Source organism: Aerococcus sp. 1KP-2016, from assembly GCF_002252085.1.
GTDB lineage: Bacteria > Bacillota > Bacilli > Lactobacillales > Aerococcaceae > Aerococcus.
Window position 1 is genome coordinate 21,161 of record NZ_NEEY01000027.1, and the last position, 6,421, is coordinate 27,581.

7 protein-coding genes are annotated in these 6,421 nt (G+C 37.7%); 2 read left to right on the forward strand and 5 right to left on the reverse strand.

Features of this window, described 5'->3' with window-relative positions:
• Nucleotides 1–132 precede the first annotated feature (132 nt).
• The 3 genes from B9P78_RS06165 to B9P78_RS06175 form a co-directional block, all read right to left on the reverse strand.
• A complete protein-coding gene (locus tag B9P78_RS06165) occupies nt 133–636 on the reverse strand; it encodes a nucleoside 2-deoxyribosyltransferase (RefSeq protein WP_094518619.1) in 504 nt (167 codons plus the stop codon).
• A 74-nt stretch (nt 637–710) separates the two neighbouring features.
• Nucleotides 711–1,376, reverse strand: a complete 666-nt coding sequence (locus B9P78_RS06170) for an HD domain-containing protein (RefSeq protein WP_094518620.1) — start codon at nt 1,374–1,376, stop codon at nt 711–713.
• Nucleotides 1,377–1,415: 39 nt separating this feature from the next.
• On the reverse strand, nt 1,416–2,099 hold the full coding sequence (locus B9P78_RS06175) for a deoxynucleoside kinase (protein WP_094518621.1): 684 nt from the start codon (nt 2,097–2,099) through the stop codon (nt 1,416–1,418).
• A gap of 248 nt (nt 2,100–2,347) precedes the next feature.
• On the opposite strand from B9P78_RS06175, the gene B9P78_RS06180 reads away from it, so the two are divergent.
• Nucleotides 2,348–4,225 carry a heavy metal translocating P-type ATPase gene (locus tag B9P78_RS06180; protein ID WP_233487761.1) on the forward strand — a complete coding sequence of 626 codons (1,878 nt, stop codon included), beginning with the start codon at nt 2,348–2,350 and terminating at the stop codon, nt 4,223–4,225.
• Nucleotides 4,207–4,533 carry a hypothetical protein gene (locus B9P78_RS10250; RefSeq protein WP_233487762.1) on the forward strand — a complete coding sequence of 109 codons (327 nt, stop codon included), beginning with the start codon at nt 4,207–4,209 and terminating at the stop codon, nt 4,531–4,533. Before B9P78_RS06180 ends, B9P78_RS10250 begins: the two co-directional genes overlap by 19 nt.
• Nucleotides 4,534–4,774: 241 nt before the next feature.
• On the opposite strand, the gene B9P78_RS06185 is transcribed toward B9P78_RS10250, so the two are convergent.
• Together B9P78_RS06185 and B9P78_RS06190 are read right to left on the reverse strand one after the other, a co-directional pair.
• Nucleotides 4,775–5,644 (reverse strand): IS3 family transposase, encoded by an 870-nt coding sequence (locus tag B9P78_RS06185; RefSeq protein ID WP_148138585.1) that lies wholly within the window; start codon nt 5,642–5,644, stop codon nt 4,775–4,777.
• On the reverse strand, nt 5,548–6,303 hold the full coding sequence (locus tag B9P78_RS06190; RefSeq protein ID WP_158520582.1) for a helix-turn-helix domain-containing protein: 756 nt from the start codon (nt 6,301–6,303) through the stop codon (nt 5,548–5,550). Before B9P78_RS06190 ends, B9P78_RS06185 begins: the two co-directional genes overlap by 97 nt.
• Between the last annotated feature and the right edge of the window lie 118 nt (nt 6,304–6,421).

Sequence of the window (6,421 nt, forward strand, 5' to 3'; positions counted from 1 at the left end):
GCGAATAAGATATGAGCAAAAAGGACAAGCCAACGCGAATTTGAGCGAGCTTGTCCTTTTCATATGCTTCATCAAAGAAAAACCAGGTGCACCTCATCAACTACTGGGTGAACCTGGTTTATTTAGCATGAATTAGAATACTTTGATTGGTGGCACTGGATTTGTTGGGAAATGGTTGAAGTCGTAAGTTGCTAATTCTTGGATGTCTGTCATAAAGTATGTACCACCTTGTGCAATCATCAAGTTTAACTCAACATCGTCAAAGCCATTTTCACTTAATAATACAACGATAGCAGGTTTATGCATTGCACGCATGAAACCAACTTCAAATGCAGTACCGTCATCAACGTTTTCTAAGTCGTATAAGAAAACACCGGCATCAGCAGTGTTCATTGCTGATAGGTCATTTTGGTAAGTTGCGATTTGCCATTCAAATGAGCCAAAGACACCTTTTGGATCGCTTTCAAAAGAAGCATCTTTATATTGGAAATCAAATGGGAAGTGAACAACACCAACTGTTGGGTTGCTATTTAAGGCTTTTGTAGCCTCTTCTACACGTCGTTTTTGGTCAGGGTTGAAGAAAGGTGTAGCTAAATATAATTTTGTGTTTGCAACTGCATCTTTACGTTTATCCAATGATATAACCTCTTTCTCAAATTCAAAAATATGTATCTAAATACATTCTACTATACTTTTGATTGGGTTGGGGACTAAATTTCGCCTTGCCATTCCGCCATAAATTCGGCTAAGAATTGACGCATAAATTCAGTACGTTCATGGGCAATCTTGGTACCAGCTTCGGTATTCATGGTCAATTCAAGTTTTAATAATTTCTCGTGAAAATGATTAATCGCGGTTGTTGGATGGTTGCGGTAATCTTCTTTACTCTTTAAATCAATAACAGGAATATTAGGATTGTAGATTTCATTGTTGGCATGTCCACCATAGGCAAAGGTTCTAGCAATGCCGATAGCACCAAGTGCATCGATACGATCTGCATCTTGGACATATTGTCCCTCAATTGAAAGGTCATATTGGTTGGTCAAATTCTTAGAATAGGACATGTGTTGGATGGTAAACATGATATTTTCACGGGCTTCCGTTGAAAATTCAAGCTCTTCTAGTAATTTTTCTACTTCCATTTGGCTAAAGATAATATCAGATACCAACTTATCGTCGATTGTGTCATGTAGATAAGCAGCAGCTTCGATTATCATTAGGGCGTCTACATTGTCATTACCGAAATCCGCAATATAGAGTTTTTGTGCTAATTGAGAGACACGATTTGCATGCCAAAAGTCATGGCCTGTCGGGTCAAAATCCATACGTGCTTTTGCAAATTCTTGTATACGTTGTCGTTTTGTTTCTAGGTCCATGAGGCAAGTCTCCTTAGCAAGTTGGCATATGATTGGGTATTAAACAGTTTGTTTTAAAGCGTCAACGTCCACGATTTCATTGGTAACTAGGTAGTCTCTTAATAAAGTAACGATTTCTGCTTTGTGCTCAGGGTATTTGACTAAGTCATATTTATCCATGTCGATGTATAAGACATTTGATTGGGTATATTGATTTTTCACCCAGTTGTCATATCCAGCCCAAAGACGGTGGTAGTAAGCTGTTAGTTCATCACCCTGTTCAAAATCACGGCCACGACTTTCAATACGTGTCATTACAGTGTCAAATGAACCATGTAAGTAGATCATCAAGTCAGGATGTTTTCTTGGCAATTCAGCCAATTCTTCCATCATATTTTTTGAAAGGTTTTCGTAGATTGAAAATTCTTCTTCGCTAATGCGACCGATATCAGTGTTAACACGGGCAAAATACCAGTCTTCAAAAATTGAACGGTCAAGAACAGTCATTGGTTGACGTGATGCTTGTTTGATTGTTTTGAAACGGCTATTTAAGAAATCTAATTGTGTTAAGAATGGATAACGTTTCAATTGTTGTTCTTCAGGCGTTGCCTTATAAAAATAGGGCAACATAATATTGTCATCTACTGATTCATAAAATGGGGTGAAACCCAGTTCATCTCTAATGATATTGGTAATGGTGGTTTTACCTAATCCAATCATTCCACCAACAGTTAGCATTACCATGTTTAAAAGCTCCTTTTGTCATTATATTCATATGAAACACTATATATTGTGTTCTGGGTTTTTCTTAGCCTATATATGGTATCACGTGACCTCATTCTTAGCAAGGAGATTCGGCTGTTATTTTCAGGAAAATTGGCTATCATACTTGCATTTCATCATAGTGAAATGTATACTAAGCATGTAATTAGTTTACAAACGTAAACAAAATTCGTTTTATAAAGGGAAATTTATCTGGGGAGGATATTATCATGACAAAAGATACGAAATCTACCGCACATGACCATGCTAACCACGCCGGCATGGATCATAGTCATCACGATCACTCAGCACATGAACATATGAATCACGAGGAAATGGACCACAGTCATCACGATCATTCAGCGCATGAAGAAATGAATCATGAAGGACATGACCATTCAGCACACGATCATCATGACCATAGCAGTCACGGTGGCCACGGTGGCCATGGCGGTCATGGTGCTCATATGATGGAAGATTTTAAGAAACGTTTTTGGGTGGTACTCGTTCTCACCATTCCATTAACCATTATTTCGCCAATGATCATGCATTTATTTGGCTATCATATTGACTTCCCAGGTATTCAAATGCTTGAGTTTGTGCTTGGTACAATCGTCTTCTTCTACGGTGGTAAACCTTTCTTGGAACATGCATGGCATGAACTAAAATCAGGTGTTCCGGGTATGATGATGTTAATTTCCTTAGCAATCGTGGCATCTTATGGCTATAGTATTCTAACTACTTTCTTTATTGAAGGGATGAACTACTACTTCGAGTTAGCCACATTAATTTTGATTATGTTGGCTGGACACTACATTGAAATGAAGGCTGAAATGTCTGCCGGGAACGCAGTAGAATCTTTAGCAAAATTATTGCCTTCTGATGCGGAAATGATTCACGCTGATGGCTCAACCATGACCATTAAAGTAGACCAATTAAGCAAAGGGGATAACATTTTAATCCGCCCCGGTGATAAAGTACCTATCGATGCAGTAGTATATGAAGGTTATTCTGAAGTAAATGAATCGATGTTAACCGGTGAATCTGTTCCAATCGTGAAGACTGACGGTGACAATATCGTTGGTGGTTCAATCAATGGTGATGGTGTCTTAAAAGCAACGGTTAGCAAGACGGGTTCTGAAACATACTTATCACAAATCATTCGTTTGGTTTCTGATGCCCAAGCCCAAAAATCAAAAGCGCAATCTATCGCTGATGTCTGGGCAAAATACCTATTCTACATCGCTTTGGCAGTTGGTTTAATCGCCTTCTTCATATGGAACTCACTTGATGGTTACCTTGTCGGCTTGCAATTCATGGTGGCAACCTTCGTTATCGCTTGTCCGCATGCGCTTGGTTTGGCGGTACCATTAGTAAACGCTGAATCAACTTCATTAGCGGCTGAATCTGGATTATTCATCCAAAACCGTATCGCTTTTGAAGATGCATATAAAATTAATAAAATTGTATTTGATAAGACAGGTACCCTTACAAAAGGCGCCTTCGGTGTTGATGAAGTAAGTATTTTCAATAATCAATTCACTGAGGATCAAGTGCTACAAATTGCCTATGCAATCGAGCGTCAATCGGAACATCCTATTGCGCAAGGGATTGTCAAAGAAGCGGAAAGTCGCCAATTACCTGTCCTTGATGTTGCGGATTACCACAACTTGACAGGTAAAGGACTTGAAGGGAAAGTAGACGGCAAGGATATTCAAATTTTAAGTCCACAAGCGACACGCGATGCTGGTTATACCTTTGATGAAGCAGCATACGATACAAGTGCAGCTAAGGGTAGAACCGTAGTGTTTGTCATCTATGACAAGCAACTAATCGGGTCGATTGCAGTGTCAGATATGGTCCGCGACGAAGCCAAGGATGTCGTAGCTAAATTACAAGCTAAAGGTATCAAAGTTATCATGATCACTGGTGATAATAAACACGTTGCGCAAACAGTTGGTGACGCCTTGAAGCTAGATGGTATATATGCAGAAGTCTTATCTGAAGAAAAAGCGTCTTTAATTAAAGAATTGCAAGCAGATGGCGCAAAAGTAGCCATGGTCGGAGATGGTGTGAATGATGCACCAGCTTGGCACAAGCTGATTTAGGGATCGCTATTGGTGCAGGTACAGATGTTGCCCGTGAAACAGGGGATGTCATTTTGGTCGATTCAAATATCCATGATGTATTGAATATCTTGAATCTATCTCGCGCAACCAAACGTAAAATTAACCAAAACCTTATGTGGGGTGCTGGTTATAACGTAATCGCTATTCCGTTGGCCGCAGGTGCTCTTGCTGGTATCGGTATTGTTCTTGGCCCAGCCTTGTCTGCTGTTATCATGTCATTCTCAACTGTAATCTGTGCCATCAACGCACGTTTATTGAGAAGCGATTTTAATAAAATCAAAGAATAAGCATAGCGCATGAATAATGCGATATAGCCATTTCAAATTGAAGGGGTTGGGACAAATGGTTCCAACCCTTTCTTTTTGTATCTTCAATTGTCTAATTAAGTGCAACGATTCATTAAAAATACCTCATAAGGGGTTTTCCAATTTTTGAACTGCCCCCTGTCAAGCAGACAGGTAAATAAATAAAATATTTAAGCCATGCATCAATTTTAATATGCATGGTTTTTTATGCTGGAATACGCAATCACATGCTAAGTGGAACTCGCTCCATATTATAAAATTCAATATAAGATTGAAGTGCATCATTTAACTCTTCAAACGTATCGTATGCTTCTAATTGTGGCATTTCTGATTTCAGAATACCCCAGAAGCTTTCCATCGGACCGTTATCTATACATTTACCCACTCTGGACATGCTATGTATTACATCGTTTCTAGAAATATATTCTCTAAAAAAATGAGAAGTATATTGAAATCCACGATCACTGTGGATCAATGTTTTATTCGGGATAAGTTGATTTTCAATTTGTGAAAACGTATCTCGAACTAAGGCATTGTTATTATGGTGTGAGAGTTTGAATGCTATTATTTTTTGGACACCATAATCTAAAATAGCGCTTAGATATGCTTTTGAATTATTACCGTAAGGTAATTCTGTTACATCTGTAAGTAGCACTTCCATTGGCTTGTATTCTTCTTGGAATGCTCTATTTAAGATGTTTTCTGCCACATGATTAGGTGTATGCGGTTTGTAATTATATCTTTTTTGACGAATAACAGCTTTTAATTTCAATAATTTCATTAATCGATGAACACACTTATGGTTTACTTTAGCACCTAAGTAATGATTTAGATAAATGGTTATCCGACGATAACCATAAATACCATTAAATTTATTATAAGTATGGACAATCATTTCAATAAGCTTTTCTAAACGCTGACCTTTGGGGGATGGTTTGCGATTCAACCATTTATAGTAACCGGCTCTACTGACTTTTAAAGCTTTACATAAATGCACTATTTTGAATCCTTCTTGTTGTAATTTTTTAATGGTTTGATATTCGACTTCATACCTTGTTTGCGTAACATCAACTCTCTTTCCACTTCTCTCCACTTTTTTATTGCTGCATTTTCTGTTTCTAAGTACTCATTTTTAGCCTTCAGTGCGGCAATTTCTGCCTTTAACTTCTCTTCATTTGTTTGTAAACTATCAGGTTTCCGCCGTCCACGATTATCGCTAAGTCCATCAGGACCGTATTCTTTATACTTTTTAACCCACGAATACACATTGTTGTAGGATACTTGATGTTTCTGAGCTGTTTCTTTATAAGACAATTCATTGGCCAAGCAATCTTTGACAATCATTATTTTTTCTTCTGTGGTCGTTTTTCTGCTTTTCATTTTATACACCTCGGGTAATGGAGAATAATTACGGTTTTCTTCACCCTTAGTATACTTGATTATCCAATTTCCAACAGTTGCATCTGAAGGAATATTATACTTACGTGCAATCCCAGCTATTGTTTGATCAGAAGTAAAATACTCCTCAACAATAGCTAGCTTAAACTCTTGACTATAATGATTGTTGGTTTTACTTGACTGAATACCAGAAATGCCGTGCTCTTTATATCGTAGAATCTTGCGGCGAAATTTACTTTCTACAAGCTTTAAACCATAGGTTTCTTGCAACTCACTGATACTTACGCCTTCCTGTAAATATAATTTAATAAAATATTCTAATTCAGATACTGTATGTTTACTATTTGAACGCAAAAAAACTCCCCCTAAAGTAGATTTACTTTTTAAGTGTCTACTTAGGGGGAGCATATCAAAATAGTTCCAACCCCTTTTGCTGTATTGTGAACGAGCTCATTATAGAATAATTCTTGAT